The sequence below is a fragment of the Novosphingobium sp. genome, assembly GCF_036733805.1.
Taxonomy (GTDB): Bacteria; Pseudomonadota; Alphaproteobacteria; order Sphingomonadales; family Sphingomonadaceae; genus Novosphingobium.
This window is the reverse complement of sequence record NZ_DAIMZT010000038.1, coordinates 1-19,716: the sequence shown is the minus strand read 5'-3', so window position 1 is coordinate 19,716 and position 19,716 is coordinate 1. Positions and strand designations below refer to the sequence as shown.

Below are 19,716 nucleotides of genomic sequence, written 5' to 3'. Positions count from 1 at the left end.
TCAATTCGTCGTGACGGGCGCGCCGCAGGCGTGCCCGTGATCTTCATCCAAACCGGCCGCGTCCGCATCGGCCTGCCCCTGGAAATGCAGGAGGCGCTGCAGCAGCGCCGCGACTCTTGTTGCCGCGCCGCGGTCTGTCAGCGCCAGGTGAACGACGTTGTCGCGGCCCAATGCCACAGACAACGTCTCCCGGTCCAGTGGCAAGCGCGTGCCTTTGAGGCCGGAGCCTTCCGCCTCGCTGCCCACGCGCCACGCCTGGTCAAGCTTGCGCGATCCATCCTCGCTCGCATCGGCGGCGTGGCCCAGCCATTCGACACGGCCCTCACGCGCGCTTTGCGCGATACGGTCAGAGCCCATCAGCAGCTTGCCCGATTTCAGTTCAAGCCCCAGCCGTTCGGTCAGCGCGCGGACGAGTGCTTGTTCGATCCGGTCGGCAAGGTCATCGGGAATGGAAAGCGGCGCGCCCTCAAGAGCTTTGCCGAAAGCCCGCGTCAGCGCGCCCTTAAGTTTGCCCTTCGCCAGCGCTTTTTCAAGACCCTCGCGCGGAACGCCGATCCACGCGCCGCGCCCTGGCGCACGGGCATGAACGTCAGGCAGGACAAGCCCGTCGGGCGAAATCGCCAGGCGCAGCAATTCGTCCCGCGCAGCTTTCCCGCCGGAGAGAATGCAGGTTCTCTCCGGGCCGGCGTCGCCAATGTCGGAAGCTAAACGCTCATTGTGAGGATTCCGCATCGGCGGCCTCCTCAGAAGCAGGTTCGTCGTCGAACCAATGAGCGCGCGCAGCCATGATGATTTCGTTGCCCTGTTCTTCGCTCAGGCCATATTCGCCAAGCACGCCGCCCTTGTCCTCGTCGCGGGCGCGGCGGTTCACCGAACCATCGCGGCGACGCTGTTCGCTGCGCTTCTTGGCGATCAGTTCGTCTGTGGCGAGATCGGCGAGGTCGTCCAGCGTCTTGATACCGGCCTTGCCCAGCGTAACCAGCATGGCTTCGGTAAGATGCGGCAGTTCGGCCAGCCCATCTTCGACGCCCAGAGCGCGGCGCTCCTCGCGGAATGCTTCCTCACGGCGTTCGAGCGCCTCGGCCGCGCGGCTCTGGAGTTCTTCGGCCAGTTCCTCGTCAAAGCCCTCGATCGCGGCCAGTTCATTCATCTCGATGTACGCGACTTCTTCCAGTTCGGTAAAGCCTTCGGCCACGAGCAGCTGCGACAGCGTTTCGTCGACGTCCAGTTCTTCTTCGAACATCTTGGAGCGCTCGGTAAATTCCTTCTGACGCTTTTCCGAAGCCTCCGCCTCAGTCATGATATCGATCTGCGAGCCAGTGAGTTGGCTGGCGAGGCGCACGTTCTGGCCCCGGCGGCCGATCGCCAGCGAAAGCTGGTCGTCGGGCACCACTACCTCGATGCGGCTTTCCTCCTCGTCAATGACGACGCGGCTGACGGTCGCGGGCTGAAGCGCGTTGACAACGAAAGTCGCGGTATCCTCGCTCCAGGGGATGATGTCGATCTTCTCGCCCTGCAGTTCCTGGACCACCGCCTGAACGCGGCTGCCCTTCATGCCGACGCAGGCGCCGACCGGATCGATCGAGTGATCGTGGCTGATGACGCCGATCTTGGCGCGGCTGCCCGGATCGCGGGCGGCGGCCTTGATCTCGATGATGCCGTCATAGATTTCCGGCACTTCCTGCGCGAAGAGCTTCTTCATGAACTCCGGATGCGCGCGAGAGAGGAAGATCTGCGGGCCGCGGTTCTGGCGCTCCACCCGAAGAACAATGGCGCGGACGCGCTCGCCCACACGGGCGGCTTCGCGCGGGATCTGCTGGTCACGGCGGATCACGCCCTCAGCGCGGCCGAGATTGACGATCACGTGGCCAAATTCGACCGACTTGATGACGCCGGTGATGATCTCACCCACGCGGTCCTTGAACTCTTCATACTGGCGCTCGCGCTCGGCATCGCGGACCTTCTGGAAGATCACCTGCTTGGCCGACTGCGCGTCGATGCGGCCCAGATCCACCGGGGGCAGCGGATCGACGATGAAATCGCCGATCTTGGCGTCCGCCTGCAGCTTCTCTGCCTGTTTCAGGTCCACCTGTTTGAAGTAGTCCTCAACATGCTCGACCACTTCGACGACGCGCCACAAGCGCAGGTCGCCGGTGCGCGGATCGAGCTTGGCGCGGATGTCGTTCTCCGCGCCATAGCGGTTGCGGGCCGACTTCTGGATGGCTTCTTCCATCGCCTCGATCACGATCGACTTGTCGATCATCTTCTCCGAAGCGACCGAGTTGGCGATCGCAAGCAGCTCGGCGCGGTTGGCGGAAATCGCACTGGCCATGGCTTAGTCTTCCTGTTCCTCGAGAATCTCGTCGGCGCCACTGGTATCCAGCGGGCGGGTTGCGGCAATCAGCTCGTCGGTCAGGACCAGCCGAGCGGAATGAACGTCTGCCAGCGGAAAGCTGACCCGACCGGACTTGCGATCATCCAGCGTGACCACATCGCCCTCGATCCCCACCAGATCGCCGTGCAGCGCCTTGCGGTTTCCTTCCACCGGCGCCGTCAGGCTCACTTTGGTTTCGTGCCCAGCCCACTGCGCGTAGTCCTTCGGGCGAGTAAGCGGGCGATCGATCCCCGGCGAGCTAACTTCCAGGCGATATGCTTCGTCGATCAGCACCTCGCCGGCTTCTTCCAGCGCGTCCATGCGATCGGAGATACGGTGAGAGAGCGTCACGCAATCATCCAGCACGAGCTGCCCGGTGGCCGGGTTCTCAGCCATGATCTGGAGAGCGATCTCATCGTCGCCGACCTCGCTCTTGCCGAAGATCTTCACGCGCACGAGATCGAAGCCGAGGGCGTTCACCTCCGGTTCGATCACTTCCGCAATGCGCGCGATATCGGCCATATGTTCTCCAATGCCGACATTTGCACCAACGCAGTTCCGCGCCGGCCCCTTCCGGCGCCAGCCCGAACCTTGTTTCACCAATATCGGGATGAGCGGCAGATAGGCGCGATTCAGGGAAAAGGCAAGGGGGAGTTGGGGGACACCGCCGGAACCCGGCCGAATGAACTCAGAACCCCGAAATCAGCATGTCAAGCGCGTTGCCGACGGCAATGCCCTGATGACTTCAAAATTGAGCCGGTCAAGCAGGTCGGCACGGTGTCCCTTCCTCGGCCATGCGGGGCAGGTCGGCGTTAGTGGCGGCGACGATCCGCACATCCACCGTGATCGGCAATGAGCACGGGTGACGTCTTCGGCCTGCTCACCGTCGTCGCCGGGCTTGTCGCAATGGCCGGAATATCGGCCGGCGTCTACCTTCGCCACCTTGCCTTCCAGGAACACGAACTGGAGCATGAGATCGAGGAATGCGCATACGCATCGCCGTGCTCGAACGCATCGCTACAGCCAAGCGGCGCGGCAGCAATCTGGCGCGAGAGATCGAATCCGTGTGCGATTAGCACCATTATCGATATACACTATTGACATAACGAACCATTTGGGTTGTGTGCCGCAGCACTCGGGATAACCGGGTCACCGCAGGTGCGCGGAAGCGAATGGCCATCGCTTGCATGTCACCGCCACATAAGCGGCCGGCGTCCTTTCGCAGGAAAGGCCGCCTGCATCCGCAAGCAGAACTTTGCCCTGGGATTTACAACCCCAGGGGTCGGCGGCAAGGACGCGAGCCCGCATCCGCTGATGTCTGTCTTGCCAGGGCCGAGTTGGTGAGTTGCGTGTCCCCTCATCAGCCGTTCGCACCCCAAAGGTTCACCAGCCAAGCCTGTCCGGTTCAGGCCCCCACACGCCGGCCGCACTGCTGCCTGCCTGCTGCCCTCCCGGCACAACCCCCGCACTCGCCAGCGGGCAATCGCCTGTGTCTGCATGCGATCCTCGCCAGAAATGGGATCGCATCGCGGCACAAGCGCTCGTCACAAACGGAAATCAGGAAAAATCATGGCACCCTGGCCTCAAGTTCCGCGAGCCACACCGCCGCGCTGGCATCCGATGGGGCGCGCCAGTCGCCGCGCGGGCTGAGGGCGCCGCCTGAGGAGACTTTCGGTCCATTGGGGATTGCAGAGCGCTTGAACTGACTAAAAGCGAAGAAGCGTCGCAGGAACTTTTCCAGCCAGAGGCGGATCGTGGGAAGGTCGTAAGCGTTCTTGCGCTCCGCCGGAAAGCCAGCCGGCCACGCCCCGGCCGCCGCGTCGCGCCAGGCGTGCCAGGCGAGGAACGCGACTTTCGAAGGCTTCTGCCCGAAGCGCATCACGTGATGCAGGAAGAAATCGTTAAGCTCGTAAGGCCCGATCATTGCCTCCGTGCTCTGAATCGCGCCGCTGGCATCGGCGGGCACCAGTTCCGGCGAAATCTCGGTATCGAGGATCGAGAGCAACACTTCATTCGTCGCCGCGTCGAACTGGTCACCGCGCGCGCACCAGCGGATCAGGTACTGGATCAGCGTCTTGGGCACTCCGGCGTTGACCGCGTAATGGCTCATCTGGTCCCCAACACCATATGTACACCAGCCCAGCGCCAGTTCGGACAAGTCCCCCGTGCCGACCACGAAGCCACTGTGCTGGCTGGCCAGGCGGAAGAGGTAATCGGTGCGCAGCCCCGCCTGCACATTCTCGAACGTCACGTCATAGATCGGCTCACCGCCCTTGTTTCCTTTCGTTGCAAAAGCATGACCGATATCCTCCAGCATGCGCGTGGCGGCGGGGCGGATATCGATTTCTTCAGCGGTGACGCCCACCGCCTGCATCAGTTTCCAGGCATTGGACTTGGTGCCTTCGCTAGTGGCGAAGCCGGGCATGGTGTAACCGCGAATGAAGGTGCGCGGCAGGCCGAGCCGGTCGCAAGCCTTGGCCGCAACGATCAGCGCATGTGTGGAATCGAGCCCGCCCGAAATGCCTATCACCATCGATTTCGACCCGGTCGATTCCAGCCGCCGCATCAGGCCGTCGACCTGGATGTTGAACGCCTCGTAGCAATCGGCATCGAGCTTCTCCGCACGCGCAGGCACGAAGGGAAAGCGCCGGATCGGGCGGATCAGGCCGATGTCCCCGCCATGCGGGGCGTGGCGGAAGGGGATGGTGCGAAAACTCTCGTCGGGCCGCCCTGCCGCGTCGGCAGCGTCGTTGAAGGTGGGGATGCGCAGCCGATCCATGACGATGCGCTCGCAATCGACATCGGCCAAGCACAGTGCGGGATGGAGCGAAAAGCGCTGCGATTCGGCCAGCAAATCGCCCTGCTCGTAAATCACCCCCTGCCCGTCCCATGCGAGATCGGTGGTGCTTTCGCCATGCCCGGCCGCGCAATAGACATAAGCGGCCGTGGCGCGCGCCGACTGTGAACGGCACAGCATATGCCGCTCGTCCGACTTGCCGATCACGATGTTGGAAGCGGAAAGGTTGCACAGGATCGTCGCCCCGGCCAGCGCGCCCAATGACGACGGCGGCGTCGCTGCCCAGAAATCCTCGCAGATCTCCGCGAAAAAGCGGAAATGCGGCAGAACCTCCGAAGCGAAGACCAGATCGGTGCCGAAGGGCACATCATGCCCGTTCACCCGGATCGTTTGCCCGCGCACCCCCTTGCCGCTGGCAAACCAGCGCTTTTCGTAAAACTCCCGGTAATTGGGCAGATAGGACTTCGGCACGACGCCCAGCAGTCGCCCCTGCGCAATCGCCAGCGCGCAATTGTAAAGCCGGCCCTTGTGCATCAGCGCCGCGCCTACGAGCATGGCCGGTGAAAGCACGGCGCTGGCGCGAACGATCTCGCCCACGGCCGCCTCCACCGCCGCGATCATGGCGGACTGCAAGTGCAAGTCGTCAATCGCATAGGAGGAGATGCACAACTCGGGAAACACCAGCAGGTCCACATGCGCTTCATGCGCCCGTCGCGCCTCTGCCAGCACGGCATCGCGGTTGAAGACGACATCGGCCGTGCGCACTTGCGGCGTGGACGTGGCGACCCGCACGAACCCGTGCTCATGCATGGCGTAAAAAGGATGCGCTTTCGCTTTGGTCATGACCGGATTTCCTGACAGGAATGCGCGGGCATGGCAATCGGCTGCGCTTCGGGTCAATCATCTACGCCATGGCATTCGTGTTGACCGGAGGATCGAGGTTTGGCCTTGCCCTCCGCGCCCATCCCCCTAAATGCCACCACATGCGCAGCCTTGACGATATTCGCGAAGAATACGCGTTCCTTGACGGTGACGAACGCTATCGCCTCCTCATCGAACTGGGTCGCGAGCTTGATCCGATGCCCGATGCGCTCAAGACCGAGGCGACCAAAGTGCGGGGCTGCTCCGCCAGCGTCTGGGTTTATCCGACCGCGCGCGAAGACGGCACGCTGCATTTCCTGGCGGACAGCAACGCGGCGATCACCAAGGGCATCGTCGCGCTGGTGATCGCCGCCGTGCAGGACAAGCCGGCCGCCGCCGTGGCGCAGACCGACATCGCCGCCGCGCTCGAACCGTTTGATCTGAAAAACCAGCTCTCGTCCAACCGCACGCAGGGCGTACCCAACATGATCGCGCTGATCCGGGAGACCGCCGCGCGCTACGCCGCCGAGGCGCCATGAAACGGATCGGCCGCCCGGTGTGGCTGGCGGCAGGGGTCTTGTTCTTCGCGCTGGGCACGGCGGGCATTTTCCTGCCGCTGTTGCCAACGGTGGTGTTTTATCTGCTGGCAGCCTGGTGCTTTTCGAAAAGCCATCCACAATTGGCGGAGAAATTGTACAACCATCCCACGCATGGCCACCACTTGCGCGAATGGCGCGATCGGCGAGCGATCAGCCGCAAGGGTAAGGTGGCGGCTATCCTGGCGATGAGCGCTAGCGTGGGGTTCGTCTGGCTGACGCTGGGCTGGCCCTGGCTGCTGATCCCGGTGGCGGTGCTGGCGACGGTGGGGCCGTGGATCTGGACGCGCAATGAATAGGCGCGGCAGCGTTGCTATCGTCGCGCCGGCGAATTAATCCTCCGCCGTCTCTCGCAAAACCGCAATTCCTCTCGCCCGCTGATCGCGCAGTTCACGTTTCAGCACCGCCGGATCGCGCGCCACGATGAAGCCGAAGCTGACGCCGCCCTCCTTGCCCACCGTTGCGTGATGAAGCCGGTGCGCCTGCACCAGCCGCCGGGCATAGCCGCGCCGCGGCGCCCAGCGGAAATAGCGCCGGTGCACCAGCCCGTCATGCACCAGCGTGTAGATCACGCCGTAGATCAGCACGCCCAGACCGATCCACGTCCCCGGTTGCCACACGCCCCGGCCCATCACCATGGGCGACCCCAGTGCAAACATCGCGATGCTGATCGCCGCACCGACGAGGGCATAGAGGTCATTCTTTTCCAACGATCGGTTATGCGGTTCATGATGATCGCGATGCCAAGCCCAGCCGAACCCATGCATCACGTACTTGTGGCTGGCCCAGGCGACCAGTTCCATCGCGGCGACGGTCACAAGCACGATCAGGCAGGCGGCAAGCGCGGACATTGGGCTTCCATAGCACCGGCGGTCCAGCCGCGCGATAGCGCTGCCCCAGATGCATGCGTCCAGACCGCTTGAATTGCAGGGCGCTCGCGCCTAATTCGCCCCCACCATGACCACGAAACCGCGCACGCTCTATCAAAAGATCTGGGATGCTCATGTCGTCGACACGCGCGATGATGGGACCGCCCTTGTTTATATCGACCGGCACCTCGTTCACGAAGTGACGAGCCCTCAAGCGTTCGAGGGTCTTCGCGCCGCCGGCCGCGCAGTGCGACGCCCGGATCTGACGCTCGCGGTTCCCGATCACAACCTGCCCACTACCGCCAGGCTGGATGCAGAAGGCAACGTGCTGGCCATTGCTGACCCTGAAAGCGCGACTCAGCTTGCCGCGCTGCGCCGGAACGCGCCGGAGTTCGGCATCCGCTATATCGACGCGACGGACCGCGAACAGGGTATCGTCCATGTCGTCGGGCCTGAACAGGGCTTCTCCCTGCCCGGCGCGACGATCGTCTGCGGGGACAGCCATACCGCCTGCCATGGCGGTGTGGGCGCCCTCGCCTTCGGGATCGGCACTACCGAGGTTGAGCATGTCTTGGCGACCCAGACTCTGCTGCTCAAGCAGAGCAAGACCATGGAAGTGCGCGTCGAGGGCGAGCTTGGCGCCGGGGTGACGCCCAAGGACGTGATCCTGCACGTTATCGGGGTGATCGGCACGGCCGGGGGCACTGGCCATGTGATCGAATATCGCGGCAACGTGTTCGAGGAGATGTCTGTCGAAGGGCGGCTGACCGTCTGCAACATGTCGATCGAAGGCGGCGCCCGCGCCGGCCTGATCGCGCCGGACGAGAAGACCTTCGCTTATCTGAAGGGCCGCCCTTATGCGCCCAAGGGCGAGGATTGGGACAAGGCTGTCACCTGGTGGAAAAGCCTGGCGACGGACGAAGGCGCGCGCTTCGACAAGTCCGTCACCATCCGCGCTCAAGACATTCAGCCCACGGTGACCTGGGGCACGAGCCCGGAAGACACCGCGCCGATCGGCGGCACCGTGCCCGCGCCGGAAGACTTCGCGGATGCATCGAAGCGCGACGCAGTGAAGGTGAGCCTTGAATATATGGGGCTGACCCCAGGCATGAAACTGACAGACGTTGAAGTGCAGAACGTCTTCATCGGTTCATGCACCAACAGCCGGATCGAGGATATCCGCGCGGCGTGCGACGTGCTCAAGGGCCGCCATAAGGCGGACAATGTAAAGTGGGCGATCGTCGTCCCCGGTTCCGGCCTCGTCAAGCAGCAAGCCGAGGCTGAGGGGCTGGATAAGATCGTGATCGCCGCGGGCCTCGAATGGCGCGAACCGGGCTGTTCGGCATGTCTGGCGATGAATCCGGACAAAGTGCCCGCCGGGGAACGGTGCGCCTCCACCAGCAACCGCAACTTCACCGGGCGCCAGGGCCCCGGCTCGCGAACGCATCTGATGTCGCCTGCGATGGCGGCGGCCGCGGCAGTGACCGGACGGTTAACGGACGTTCGCGATCTGATGAAGTAAACTCAATGCCTGTGGCCTTGCGCCGGGACCGATCCGCGTAAACGCGAATTTGAGCGCCGCGGCCTTGAAACCGTCGGCCGGGAGGGACATAGGGCAGAACATGTCCGACGAACCTGAAAACTCATTGGCTTCCAAGGCCGCCGTCATCGCCGGAGCCGCAATCGGCTCCGCCGCCATTGCCGCCGCGCTGCTCTTCGTAAAGCGCCGCAAGGCTCGCGCGAACGAAAAGCCGCCTCACCCCGAACAGGCGCCGGAAACCGATTGATGGAACCGATCACGCACGTAGCCGGCCGCGCCATCCCGTTCGGCCGCAAGAACGTCGATACCGACGTCATCATCCCGGCGCATTGGCTCAAGACCATCACACGCGAAGGTCTGGGCAAAGGCGCGTTCGAGGCGGTGAAGAAAGAGCCGGGCAATGTCTTTGACGACCCCGAGTACGCCGGCGCGCCGATCCTGATCGCGGGCGACAACTTCGGCTGCGGTTCGAGCCGCGAACACGCTGCCTGGGCCCTGTTGGACCTGGGTGTAACCTGCGTGATCGCGCCAAGCTTTTCGGACATCTTCTCAGGCAATGCCTTCAAGAACGGCATCCTGACGGTCGCACTGCCGCAGGCGGCAGTCGATCGCCTGCTGGAGGTGGCCAAGACCGATCCGATCGACATCGATCTTGGGACACAGACCGTTACCACGCCGTTCCAAGACCGCTTTGCCTTTGAAATCGATCCGTTCCGCAAGCATTGCCTGTTGGAAGGTCTCGACGAGGTGGGACTGACCCTGGCGCAGGTGGACGCGATCAGCGCGCATGAGGCGAAAGCCAAAACCGACCTACCGTTTCTAGCCCGCGCGTCGGCCAGCCTGAACTGACCGGCTCCCGTCTGCGAAGAAGGCGTAGAATCAGGATTGAACCCGATGACGGCGCGCCTTATCGCGGAGGCGAAGTAAGAAAGCCCGGACCGTCCGGGTTGTTCATGAGGATTTTCGATGACGAGTTTCCAGGATCGCGAACGCGCCGAGGAGGCCAAGTTCGCGCATGACGCCGACACTCAGTTCCGCATCCAGGCCCGTCGCAATCGGCTGCTCGGCGAATGGGCGGCCGAGCACATGAAGCTCTCCCCGGCAGAGACCGAGGCTTATGCCAAATCCGTGGTCCAGGCCGATTTCGAGGAAGCCGGCGATGAGGATGTGATCCGCAAACTGCTGGGCGACCTGACGGCGGCAGGCGTCGAAAGTTCGGAAGCGGAAGTCCGCGCCGCGCTCGATGCAAAGCAGGTTGAAGCTCGCCGCGCGTTCCTGGGCGAAGCCTGAGGCCAAAGCGGAAACACTTCGGAGATTGACGATGGCCATGTCTGCCAGCGAGATCGAAACACTTATTCGCGCGGCGCTTCCCGATGCCGAAGTGCGCATTACCGACCTCGCGGGTGATGGCGATCACTATGCCGCGCACGTCGTTTCCGCGGCGTTCACCGGCAAGTCCCGCGTGGCGCAGCACAAGATCGTCTATGAGGCGCTTGGCGGCCGCATGGGCGGAGCGCTCCATGCCTTGCAACTGACCACTGCCGTCCCCAATTGACGACAGAACACGCAAGAAGGCCCCCAACATGTCCGACGTCCACGCCCGCATCGGCGAGATTGTAAACAATAACGACATCGTCCTGTTCATGAAGGGGACGCCGCTGTTTCCGCAGTGCGGCTTTTCAAGCCGCGCCGTGGCGATCCTGGAGCGCCTGGGCGTGCCATACGAAAGTGTGGACGTGCTGCAGGACATGGAAATCCGCCAGGCTATCAAGTCGTTCTCCGACTGGCCGACAATTCCCCAACTCTACGTAAAGGGCGAGTTCGTCGGCGGCAGCGACATCATGATGGAAATGTTCGAGGCGGGCGAACTGCACCTGCTCCTCGCCGATTCTGGAATCGCGGCGCAGGGCTGATCTTTGTCATCGCCAACCGCGCGTAGCCCGGAAGCCACAGCTTTCGGGCTTTTCAGTGCGCCGACGGCCGATCATGATGTGGAGAAACTCGGGGAGGCGGAGCCGGGAGACTTGATCGGCCCCGCCTCAATCGAGACTGTCTTGGGTACACAGATATATAAGCACAAGCTGTGCCAAACCTGATTTTTCTTAGATTTTCTGGCATTAGGCCAAGCGGGAACGGCGCAAGCCAATCACGCCTGTAAAGCGTTCCGACACCCGCTTTGCCGGTGCTCGCGCGATTTTCCGCTTGCCTGCTACGAAGTTGCGAGCAAGACGCCGATAATGCCGTTGACCGCTCCATCCGATCAGCCGATGCCGCCAGAGGCACCCCGCGTCGTGCCCGCCGCCACCATCGTGATCTTTCGCCGCTCGGCCGAAGCGGCGTTGCCCGAACTGCTGATGGTGCAACGATCCCGCGAGATGCGTTTCGCTGGCGGGGCGGCAGTATTTCCGGGCGGACGCGTCGATCCCGCCGACCGCGAACTTGCGCGCAAAATCGCGCCGGAAGAACCAGAAGAGATGACCGCCGCCCGAATCGCGGGCATTCGCGAAACGCTGGAAGAAACGGGGCTGATGATCGCGACGCGCCGGCCAGTTTCGGCACCGGAAGCAGCGGCGGCCCGACACATGCTGCTCGAAACTGGTGCGCTTGCGGCGGTGCTTGATCGTTTCGGCTGGGAACTGGCGCCCCAGGCGCTGACCTTGTTCGCGCACTGGTGCCCCTTGTGGGACAACGCTTTCGACACCCGCTTCTTCGTGACTGATCTGGGCACCGGCGCGGTGGACGTGGCTGTCGACGCCACCGAGAATACGCGTCTGTTCTGGACCAGCGCGGCCGGCGCGCTCGAAATGGCGGATCGCGGCGAGATCAGGATTATCTTTCCGACCCGCCGCAATCTCGAACGGCTGGCCCAGTTCTCCAGCTTCGACGAGACGCTGGCCAATGTCGCCGCGCATCCGGTTTCCCGCATTCATCCCACGGACGAGCGGCGCGCCGATGGGGAATGGATCGTCATTCCCGATGGCCACGGCTATCCTGTGCTCTGCCAACCGAAAGCCACTGCCTGGCGCGGGTGAAGGCGAGCGGGCCGCCCCGGAAATCGCGCGTCACAATCGGGCGTCACTATGCCGTGAAAAGGTTCGCGTAAGTTTCGCGCAGCTGCTTCTTCTGAATCTTGCCCATGGTGTTGCGCGGCAACGCCTCCATGACCAGCACTGCCTTGGGCACCTTGAAAGCAGCAAGATCGCGCCGCATGGCTTCGCGCACCGCTTCAGGGTCGAACTGCCCCGCCGGCTGCACCACGGCAACGACGGCTTCTCCCAGGTCCGGGTGAGGCACGCCGATCACTGCTGCTTCGGCCACATCCGCCCGATCATCGAGCAGCGCCTCCACTTCCGCGGGGTAGACGTTCAACCCGCCTGAGATGATAAGATCCTTTTCCCGCCCGACGATCTGGACATAACCATCAGCATCTATCACGCCCATGTCGCCCGTGATGAAGTAGCCGTCGGGGCGAAACTCCGCCGCGGTCTTTTCCGGCATCCGCCAATAGCCCTTGAAGACATTGCGGCCCTTGACTTCGATGATGCCGACTTCCCCTTGCGGCATCACCTGTCCTCCTTCGAAATCGGCGATGCGCAGGGCAACGCCCGGCAGCGGCGGGCCCACATAGCCGGCACGGCGCTCTCCGTCATAGGGGTTCGAAGTCAGCATGCCGGTCTCCGTCATGCCGTAGCGCTCAAGCACCCGATGCCCGCAACGCGCCTCGAACGCGCGATGGATGTCCGCCGAAAGTGGCGCGGAGCCGGAGATGAACAAGCGCATGTGCGCCGCCCGCTCGCGGATGAAGGCAGGATCGGCGAGCAGGCGGATATAGAACGTGGGTACTCCCATCAAAACGGTGCTTGCGCTCATCAGCTGTATCACCCGGCCACTGTCGAACTTCGGCAGGAAAACCATCGATGCGCCTGAAAAGACCACGCAATGAACGGCGACAAAAAGGCCGTGAACGTGGAAGATCGGCAAAGCGTGAATCAACCGATCCTCTGGAGTGAAGCGCCACAGGTCAATCAGCGTCTCTCCATTCGAGACCAGGTTGTCCTGTGTCAGCATCGCCCCCTTGGGCTTGCCGGTCGTACCGGAGGTGTACAGGATCGCGGCAGTATCATCGGCCGCGCGTGCCACCGGGGGCGCCTCCCCCTCCGGCAAGTCTGCAAAAAGTGCCGCGATCGTGGTGACTTGCAGCTTTCCGCCGCCGATCCGTCCGAACAGTTCGACTGAGGCATCCCGGCACACCGCCAGAACCGGGGTAGCGTCCATCGCGAAATAATCGAGTTCTGCCTGCGTATAATCGACGTTGAGCGGCAGGTAGATGGCGCCGCAGCGGATCGTCGCGAGATAGAGTATCAGCGTCTCAACGCGCTTGTCAGTCTGCACCAGCACCCGCTCACCGGCCGCCACGCTCAGCGCCTGAAGTCGTGAGGCGAGCCGCCCGGCCAGACGCGCCACTTCGCCGTAAGTCCAGGCGCGGCTGTCATCCTCCACAAGGACACGATCGGCGAAATGTTCAAAGCTTTGCGCGAACCGCGAATAAAGATCGCCGGGCACCGTTTCCGTTTCCTGTCGTTGTGATGCCAGGGTAGCCGGGCCGCCGATCTTTGGCAAATCGCCGCGCGCTGCCTACGATCAATCCGCGATAGAGGAAGGAAGACTCATGCGAAGCATGGTTTCTCCCCGCTTCGAGGCGATTTCCAGCGACCCGCCGAGGCCGCCCAATCTCTCACTGATCGATCGTGGAAGAGCGGGCATTTGCGGATCGGCGAACCCCGCTCCATTATCCATCACCTCGATTTCGATCGCACCCGAACGCTTGCCGCACTTGATCGTCGCGCGCGAAGCTCCGCCGTGGCGGACACCGTTGGAAATTGCCTCGCGCACGATTTGCTGCACTTCCAGCGAGAACCAGACCGGCACTTGTATGCGAAAATCGGAATCAACCAGTTCGACATCGATCTGCCAACGCATTTCTAGAGCCTGACCCGCTGACCGAAGATCATCGACGAGGTTGCGGACCCGTGCGTCCGCATCCGTTTCGCGCAGTTGGTCAATCAACCGGCGAACATGGATCTGTTCCGCTTCCAGCGCGTCCTTGATGGTGTCGATCTCTTGGACGACCTCCGAATTTGCGTCGAGTTTGGATCGCAGCGCCACGAGCAGGAATCTGGCGCCGACCAGCGAATGCGCCACGCTGTCATGCAAATCGCAGGCCACGGTTCGCCGCAGTCGGGCAAGCGCAGCGTTAAGCGCATTCACCGAAGCGGTCTGCCAACTCATGCCCTGCCTGATTTCGGAACAGACCGCCTCGGCCAGGTAAAGATGCCCCCAGCCAAGCATGCAAATGCCGGCCAGGACCAGCCAGCTTCGACCTTCTTCACCATCTATCGGAATGCAAATTCCGGTCGAGACGCCAAGCTCCGCCAACAACGCGCGACCCGGCACGGCATAGCCGGCGCACGCGATGAACTTTCCATCTCGTAACACGATCGCATGACCCCGCCGCGCGTCAAACAGCATGAGCTCCAGCTTCCTGAACGCGTCCGCCGCGCTGAAGCTCAACTTCGCAGGCGCCTTTTTATCTGCCATGGCGCGCTGGCTGCACGTGTAGCAACCGCGATCGCGCGGATCGATCCAACAGAGAATGGCTTCGGCGGCTCCGGCGGTCTTCATCGCATAACCGATCGCCGATGCCGTCAAAGGAAGCTCGGGGTCGGGCGCTTCGGCGGCAAAGCGGGGCAGGTCCGTCTTGAGCACCTGCGCGCTCGCCCAGATCACCACGGCCGATTCCAGTATCGCGAAAAGGCTCCAGCGTAACGCGCTCAACGGCGTCATGCTTCCGTGGCTCAGTTCGAAGATGGCGATGTCGGCAATCCAGAAGGTATTGAGAAACGCTGCAATCGCGAATACCAACCCGTTTCTCCAGCGCAGCACGCTGACAAACAGGATGTGTGCAAGCAGGCACAATGCGGAGAGAACCGCACCCGCGCCTCCTCCCGTGCGTGACACCGTGAGAACGGCGAACGCCAGGACATCAAGCGCGATAAAGGCTTCCGAAAGCCTGAAATCCACATACCAATTGCTGATCGACACAACCAGGGCCAGGATTGCAAAACCGGCGAATGCAATTGCGAATGCATCGTTGAAGGCAGCAGTCGGCGCAGTAGCAGCCGCGCTCGTCCACACCAGAAGCACCAAGAGGAATGCATAAGTTGCCCGGCTGACAGCGGCCATATGGTTGGAATGCACAGAATAGACGACTTGCGACAGGTGGCCCACGCGAAAGAGGAGGCCCTGCTCCCGCGATGTCCCCCAAGTGCTGCCGACAGGCGCCCTGCCAATGTGGTACGAGGCGTTCACAGTAACGGGCGTCCAGGGAATGATCCGCGATCGATTTCCCACGCAAGCTCGTTCAATTCATTCAAACGCGCATCGGCCAACGATCCCCCGAGAGCCATTGACGCTTTTCCCCCGTAAACCCTATGTAGCCGGCCAACCGGCTTCCCGCAGTTCGGACTGGCCGCAACGGCCCCATCCCCACTGAGTTGGCAGTCGATAAAAAGCGGCCAATGTTAAGACATCGCCCCAGACCGTAATATAACCGTTAATTACGTTTATACCTTTAGTTAGTCAAGCTTACTGGCGAAAGTCAGGCTTCTTTATCCGCATATCCACCCGGCGCGGGTGCCGACGGGCCGAGCGATGATTAGCTACGGTCAGATTATTCTTCGGGCTCGCTTGATCTAATCATCGCCAGTTCGGTGCGGTTGGAAATTCCCAGCTTGGTGTAAATACTGTGAAGATAGACCTTCACCGTGCCTTCCGTAGTCTCCATCAAGGACGCGATCTCTCGATTGCGCAATCCACGCGCCACATGCGCCGCCACCACCCTTTCCTTCGGCGTAAGAGCCGCCAGACGAAACGGTGAGGGCGAATTTGCGGAACTGGCTCTGGCAATGGCTTTGTCAATGAGTTGGCCGTCCAGATACCTCAGGCCGTTCCTGACAGCGTTGATCGCTTTCAACAGACTGTCTTCGCCGTCATGTTTAAAAACGATCCCGTTCACCCGGGCCCGAACGGCTGCAAGCAGTTGATCGTCGCTCATTTCTACCGTGAGGATAATCACCGGCCGATCATCACCGCGTTCGCGCAATGCCTGAAGCGTCGCAATGCCATCGCGACCTGGCATCCGGACATCCAACAGCACGATCTCAGGATCTTCCCGCTCGACGGCATCGAGCGTGGCATCGCCATCGCCGGTCATGGCAACGACTTCGTGCCCGCCCATCTGCAGCACGGCGTTAACCCCTAAGCGGAAAAATGGATGATCGTCGGCAACCAAAATTCGTGACACTGTCAATATTATCCCGCCCTATTGCCGTTCACGAACGTATGACGCCGCGAACCGGCATTCCCCCTACGGTCCAACCCATATTGATTCTTGCAAGGCGTTCATGCCCGGTCAATCAAATTACGGCGTCCGAAAGCCAAGCCAACGGGAGAAGTATACACCATTTCGGCAAAAATCTGGAATGACATCCGCATCCGGCTCTTATGAGCGAGACAATCGGCAGGATATTGCGACTGGCCCGAAACGGGAATTTCATATTTTTAACTAACATAATATATCTTTAGATATTGCGAATCTACTCCATTTGCGTATCGTCGGCAGATCGACGGCGCATGATACGGAGCGGTCAATGACGATCATGGGACAGATCAATGTTCGGAGCCGCACGGGCATCCTATCCGGCCAGCCGACCAGAAAGTTGAGCCTAGAAGGCTCGGCCGCCTCCTTCAAAGGCGGGGGAGAAGCCGTGCATGTCAACAACATCTCCAGGACGGGCATGTTGCTGGAAACAAGCGCTCCGCTGTCGGTAGGAGAACCTTTGCACCTCCTCTTGCCGGAAGGAAGCACGTGCACCGCCATCGTGGTATGGGCGAACGAAACCGTTTACGCCTGCGAATTTGACAAAACCCTTACTTCTGCAACCATAAGCCAGATCCAGTTGCAAAGCGCTCCGATCGCTCATGTCATGCGGGCCAACGGTTCATCGCGTACGCGCGGCCGAGGCGGGGAGGCTCTGGGGGAGCGCATCAGGCGGTTGCGGAGAGAACGTGGGTTTAGCATGGTCCATTTCGCCAGCTGCGTCGGGGTCAGCAAGCCAACGCTCTGGAAGTGGGAAAAAGGCGCGGTCTTTCCGCGCCAGGACATGATCGGTGTCATAGCGCGAACGCTCGGTGTTCCGGAAAAGGAATTGATATATGGGGAAGATGCTGTTCAGGCTGGACACGGCCAGCCACTGGCATCCGGCACCTTCGCGCTGCCTGACAAGGCGATCGCCGACAAGAAAAGCGAACTCGCCCTGATAATGGGTATCAGCCCCGAACGCATCAGAATATTGATCGAAGCCTGATATCGAAGGTCACTGGCAATGACGCCCCGACGTTATGGCCGGCGGCCGGCGAGATGAAGCAGCGGGACGCTCTTGGAGAATCGTGCGTTTAGAGCACTTCTCGACCGATGTGGGTCACCGGGCCAAATTCGCCCCGCCGCGCCTTCCCAGCGGATTTCTTGACGCAATCACGGCGATTCACAACGGTTGAGAAGTGCTCTTATTTGCACCAGCGTCCGTTCGTGTCGAGCGAAGTCGAGACACACTGCATCGGGCTCACATGTCTCGACTTCGCTCGACACGAACGGACGTGCTCTTGATTTCGCATAATGCACTCTGAAAGAATGACATGAAGAATGTCCGTGGAGCGATGGCGCCGGACAGATCCGATGCCTGTGACGTGAGCACATCGCCATCCGTAGCCATGCCCGCCGCATAGCTTGCGGGACCCTATTTACATCTATTTAAGCGTCATCCCGTTGCGCCAGCCTCGCTTCGATCGCACTCCAAAGGCGTGCGAAGGCCGTCGCCGCGGGGCTTAGCGGTGCAATGACGCCCACTGGTTGCCGATGGACAGCACATTGTTCCACGGCGCTGGCGTAAGGCACCGCCGGCCAGTTTGGATTCGCCCCACGCGCCTCGCGATGTAGGCTCCGGCGCATGTCGAGCATCGAGAGCACCGGAAGAATCGGTGGATGACGCTTCGTATTGCCGGCGATCTCATGCACCACCAGCTCAAAAGCCCGCGTCGAGAGCGGCGAGGGCGGCAACGGCACGATCACCAGATCAGCGGCGCGCACCACTTGTGCCGAAAGTTCATTCATGACTGGCGGACAGTCCAGCACTATGCGGGAATAATCGCCGGCAAGTTCATCCGTCAGCTTGGCCAAACGCTTACGCTTGCCCATGCGCACGAGCTGCGTATCCAGAGCGCGAATGCTCTCGTCAGCGGGCAGGACATCGATTCCTTCCCATGCCGTGGGTTGAATGAGAGATCGAGGTGCGCGTTCGTGGGAGAAAACCTCCTGCGCCAGCCTCGATCCCTTCGCATCCAGTCCATAAAGGAAGCCTGATCCGCCCGCCGCGTCCAGGTCCCACAACAAGGTGCGATGCCGTGACAGGGTAGCCGAACACCACGCAAGGTTGGCGGCGAAGGTGGTCTTTCCCACCCCGCCCTTAACACTGTACACGGCTATGGTCGCACCTGAGACCGGCGCATCCAAAGGTTCAGCTTCCCGCGTCGCCCTTCCGGAAAATCCGGCTATGCGCGGCAATGTCCGTTTCTTTGCGCTCACGTCTGGATCGTCGCCTGTCACATGCGGACAGTCAACGAAAAGGTTCAGCCGTCGTAATCGCCCCCCAGCGATGTATTGCGGGTCGGCGCGGAGGCAGTGATGCGCAAGGCTTCAGCTGACTGGCTGAGAGAACCGATCTCATCCATCTCGTCATCGTCATCAGGCAGGACGCGTTGCATCGAAGCGGTGAGCGCTTCTTTGAGATCCGCCGGTCGGACGGTCTGCTCAGCGATCTCACGAAGCGCCACCACGGGATTCTTGTCTCGGTCGCGGTCGACGGTGAGCTCGGCACCCCCGGAGATCTCACGCGCACGCTGCGCAGCAAGCAAAACGAGATCGAAGCGGTTGGGAATCTTGTCGACACAATCTTCGACAGTAACGCGCGCCATGGGCACTCCGTGGAAGCTGAAAGTTTGGAAACCCAAGCCGATATGCAGCATCCATGACAAAGTCAAGGAAACCCCGCTTCACTTGGTATTTTCATCGCAGTTTTGCGGGCGTGTGCGTGTGTGTGTATAGATGTTGAGTGGTTGCGGGGGCAGGATTTGAACCTGCGACCTTCAGGTTATGAGCCTGACGAGCTACCGGGCTGCTCCACCCCGCGCCAAACAACAAAGCCGCCGCGAGCTTGTCGCCCCGGCGGCCTTGAAAACATTGCGAATGGGTCACTTCCGCGCACCGCCAGCAAAGCCTGGCGACGACCTACTCTTCCACTGCTTAAGCAGTAGTACCATCGGCGCTGTCCGGTTTCACGGCCGAGTTCGGGATGGGATCGGGTGGGTCACGGACGCTATGGTCACCAAGCTATGGTGACGGTGCAAAGCAGCTCTAGAAATCGTGCGACCTTTGGGCATCTAGCTGACATCTAACCAGATCGTCAGCAGGGCTGACGATGATGGTGGGACTCTCAAGCGCGAAATGAGTAATTAGGACCGGTTAGCTCCATGCGTTACCGCACTTCCACACCCGGCCTATCAAC

The 19,716-nt window shown here is 61.7% G+C and carries 20 protein-coding genes, 1 tRNA gene, 1 rRNA gene and 1 pseudogene; 10 read left to right on the top strand and 13 right to left on the bottom strand.

What is annotated here, in order from left to right:
• The 5 genes and pseudogenes from V7D69_RS10290 to V7D69_RS10270 form a co-directional block, all read right to left on the bottom strand.
• Nucleotides 1–732, bottom strand: coding sequence for a DUF448 domain-containing protein (locus tag V7D69_RS10290; protein ID WP_324062604.1), 732 nt, complete (start codon nt 730–732; stop codon nt 1–3).
• Nucleotides 713–2,332 carry a transcription termination factor NusA gene (nusA, locus tag V7D69_RS10285; protein ID WP_333605743.1) on the bottom strand — a complete coding sequence of 540 codons (1,620 nt, stop codon included), beginning with the start codon at nt 2,330–2,332 and terminating at the stop codon, nt 713–715. Before nusA ends, V7D69_RS10290 begins: the two co-directional genes overlap by 20 nt.
• 3 nt (nt 2,333–2,335) lie before the next feature.
• Nucleotides 2,336–2,896: a ribosome maturation protein RimP gene (gene rimP, locus V7D69_RS10280; RefSeq protein WP_324064416.1), complete on the bottom strand. Its 561-nt coding sequence runs from the start codon at nt 2,894–2,896 to the stop codon at nt 2,336–2,338.
• A 192-nt stretch (nt 2,897–3,088) separates the two neighbouring features.
• Nucleotides 3,089–3,230: pseudogene (locus V7D69_RS10275) on the bottom strand (sigma 54-interacting transcriptional regulator); the annotation flags it as partial.
• A gap of 711 nt (nt 3,231–3,941) precedes the next feature.
• Nucleotides 3,942–6,014 (bottom strand): NAD(+) synthase, encoded by a 2,073-nt coding sequence (locus V7D69_RS10270; protein WP_333605742.1) that lies wholly within the window; start codon nt 6,012–6,014, stop codon nt 3,942–3,944.
• Between the two features lie 140 nt (nt 6,015–6,154).
• Between V7D69_RS10270 and V7D69_RS10265 the strand changes: the two genes are divergently transcribed.
• Both V7D69_RS10265 and V7D69_RS10260 read left to right on the top strand, forming a co-directional pair.
• Complete coding sequence (locus tag V7D69_RS10265; RefSeq protein WP_324062811.1) at nt 6,155–6,571, top strand: SufE family protein; 417 nt, start codon at nt 6,155–6,157, stop codon at nt 6,569–6,571.
• Nucleotides 6,568–6,927, top strand: a complete 360-nt coding sequence (locus V7D69_RS10260) for a YbaN family protein (RefSeq protein ID WP_324062810.1) — start codon at nt 6,568–6,570, stop codon at nt 6,925–6,927. The genes V7D69_RS10265 and V7D69_RS10260 overlap by 4 nt, the downstream gene beginning before the upstream one ends.
• Before the next feature lie 33 nt (nt 6,928–6,960).
• Here the strand turns inward: V7D69_RS10260 and V7D69_RS10255 are convergent, their stop codons facing one another.
• Complete coding sequence (locus V7D69_RS10255) at nt 6,961–7,479, bottom strand: sterol desaturase family protein (RefSeq protein WP_324062808.1); 519 nt, start codon at nt 7,477–7,479, stop codon at nt 6,961–6,963.
• 106 nt (nt 7,480–7,585) lie between these two features.
• On the opposite strand from V7D69_RS10255, the gene leuC reads away from it, so the two are divergent.
• From leuC to V7D69_RS10220, 7 genes are all read left to right on the top strand, one after another.
• Nucleotides 7,586–9,019, top strand: coding sequence for a 3-isopropylmalate dehydratase large subunit (gene leuC / locus V7D69_RS10250; RefSeq protein WP_324062806.1), 1,434 nt, complete (start codon nt 7,586–7,588; stop codon nt 9,017–9,019).
• Between the two features lie 100 nt (nt 9,020–9,119).
• On the top strand, nt 9,120–9,284 hold the full coding sequence (locus tag V7D69_RS10245) for a hypothetical protein (RefSeq protein ID WP_324062804.1): 165 nt from the start codon (nt 9,120–9,122) through the stop codon (nt 9,282–9,284).
• Nucleotides 9,284–9,886 (top strand): 3-isopropylmalate dehydratase small subunit, encoded by a 603-nt coding sequence (leuD, locus tag V7D69_RS10240; RefSeq protein ID WP_324062802.1) that lies wholly within the window; start codon nt 9,284–9,286, stop codon nt 9,884–9,886. Before V7D69_RS10245 ends, leuD begins: the two co-directional genes overlap by 1 nt.
• Before the next feature lie 117 nt (nt 9,887–10,003).
• The gene (locus tag V7D69_RS10235) at nt 10,004–10,327 is read left to right on the top strand and encodes a DUF1476 domain-containing protein (RefSeq protein ID WP_324062800.1); all 324 of its coding nucleotides are present in this window, start codon (nt 10,004–10,006) and stop codon (nt 10,325–10,327) included.
• Between the two features lie 31 nt (nt 10,328–10,358).
• On the top strand, nt 10,359–10,592 hold the full coding sequence (locus V7D69_RS10230; protein WP_324062798.1) for a BolA family protein: 234 nt from the start codon (nt 10,359–10,361) through the stop codon (nt 10,590–10,592).
• Between the two features lie 28 nt (nt 10,593–10,620).
• On the top strand, nt 10,621–10,950 hold the full coding sequence (gene grxD / locus V7D69_RS10225; RefSeq protein WP_324062796.1) for a Grx4 family monothiol glutaredoxin: 330 nt from the start codon (nt 10,621–10,623) through the stop codon (nt 10,948–10,950).
• Nucleotides 10,951–11,274: 324 nt separating this feature from the next.
• Entirely contained in the window at nt 11,275–12,069 is a 795-nt protein-coding gene (locus V7D69_RS10220; RefSeq protein WP_333605741.1) for an NUDIX hydrolase, read from the top strand.
• A 46-nt stretch (nt 12,070–12,115) separates the two neighbouring features.
• Here V7D69_RS10220 and V7D69_RS10215 read toward each other — a convergent pair whose 3' ends face one another.
• The 3 genes from V7D69_RS10215 to V7D69_RS10205 form a co-directional block, all read right to left on the bottom strand.
• On the bottom strand, nt 12,116–13,600 hold the full coding sequence (locus tag V7D69_RS10215) for an AMP-binding protein (protein ID WP_324061281.1): 1,485 nt from the start codon (nt 13,598–13,600) through the stop codon (nt 12,116–12,118).
• A 78-nt stretch (nt 13,601–13,678) separates the two neighbouring features.
• Nucleotides 13,679–15,448 (bottom strand): sensor histidine kinase, encoded by a 1,770-nt coding sequence (locus tag V7D69_RS10210; protein ID WP_324061280.1) that lies wholly within the window; start codon nt 15,446–15,448, stop codon nt 13,679–13,681.
• A gap of 319 nt (nt 15,449–15,767) precedes the next feature.
• Nucleotides 15,768–16,400, bottom strand: a complete 633-nt coding sequence (locus tag V7D69_RS10205; protein ID WP_324061279.1) for a response regulator transcription factor — start codon at nt 16,398–16,400, stop codon at nt 15,768–15,770.
• 346 nt (nt 16,401–16,746) lie between these two features.
• Between V7D69_RS10205 and V7D69_RS10200 the strand changes: the two genes are divergently transcribed.
• The gene (locus V7D69_RS10200; protein ID WP_324061278.1) at nt 16,747–17,463 is read left to right on the top strand and encodes a helix-turn-helix domain-containing protein; all 717 of its coding nucleotides are present in this window, start codon (nt 16,747–16,749) and stop codon (nt 17,461–17,463) included.
• 443 nt (nt 17,464–17,906) lie between these two features.
• On the opposite strand, the gene V7D69_RS10195 is transcribed toward V7D69_RS10200, so the two are convergent.
• The 4 genes from V7D69_RS10195 to rrf all read right to left on the bottom strand — a co-directional run bounded on the left by V7D69_RS10195 (nt 17,907) and on the right by rrf (nt 19,541).
• Nucleotides 17,907–18,737 (bottom strand): ParA family protein, encoded by an 831-nt coding sequence (locus V7D69_RS10195; RefSeq protein WP_324061277.1) that lies wholly within the window; start codon nt 18,735–18,737, stop codon nt 17,907–17,909.
• 44 nt (nt 18,738–18,781) lie between these two features.
• A complete protein-coding gene (rpoZ, locus tag V7D69_RS10190) occupies nt 18,782–19,126 on the bottom strand; it encodes a DNA-directed RNA polymerase subunit omega (RefSeq protein ID WP_324061276.1) in 345 nt (114 codons plus the stop codon).
• 138 nt (nt 19,127–19,264) lie between these two features.
• Nucleotides 19,265–19,341 (bottom strand) — tRNA-Met (locus V7D69_RS10185).
• A gap of 85 nt (nt 19,342–19,426) precedes the next feature.
• Nucleotides 19,427–19,541, bottom strand: a 5S ribosomal RNA gene (gene rrf, locus V7D69_RS10180).
• Between the last annotated feature and the right edge of the window lie 175 nt (nt 19,542–19,716).